Annotated in this window: 1 protein-coding gene; it reads right to left on the reverse strand. The window is 68.9% G+C overall.

Features of this window, described 5'->3' with window-relative positions; all coding sequences use genetic code 11:
* Positions 1-280, reverse strand: a 280-nt coding sequence (locus tag JHD77_RS33320) for a type II secretion system F family protein (RefSeq protein ID WP_199506546.1), incomplete at both ends; no start/stop codon positions are given.

Raw genomic sequence — 280 nt, forward strand, 5'->3', positions numbered from 1 at the left:
GCGTGGCGAGCGGGCCGGTCCAGGTGACTGGGTCGGAGAGCCTGGCCAGGCTGGGGACCATGCGATAGGCCACGATGCACAGCAGGAACACCATCATGGCGGACAGCGCCGAGGGGTAGAGCAGCGCCTGCCAGATGGTGGCGCGGATCCTGGCCTGGGCCTCGACCAGGGAGACGGCATCGCCCATGGCCTGAACCAGGTTGCCGCTCATCTCGCCGGCCTCGATCAGCGCTCGCTCCTGGGCGGGGAGATAGAGCACCATGGCGGTGGCCAGACGCTT

The organism is Pseudomonas sp. P20, from assembly GCF_016463925.1.
Classification (GTDB): Bacteria; Pseudomonadota; Gammaproteobacteria; order Pseudomonadales; family Pseudomonadaceae; genus Pseudomonas; species Pseudomonas aeruginosa.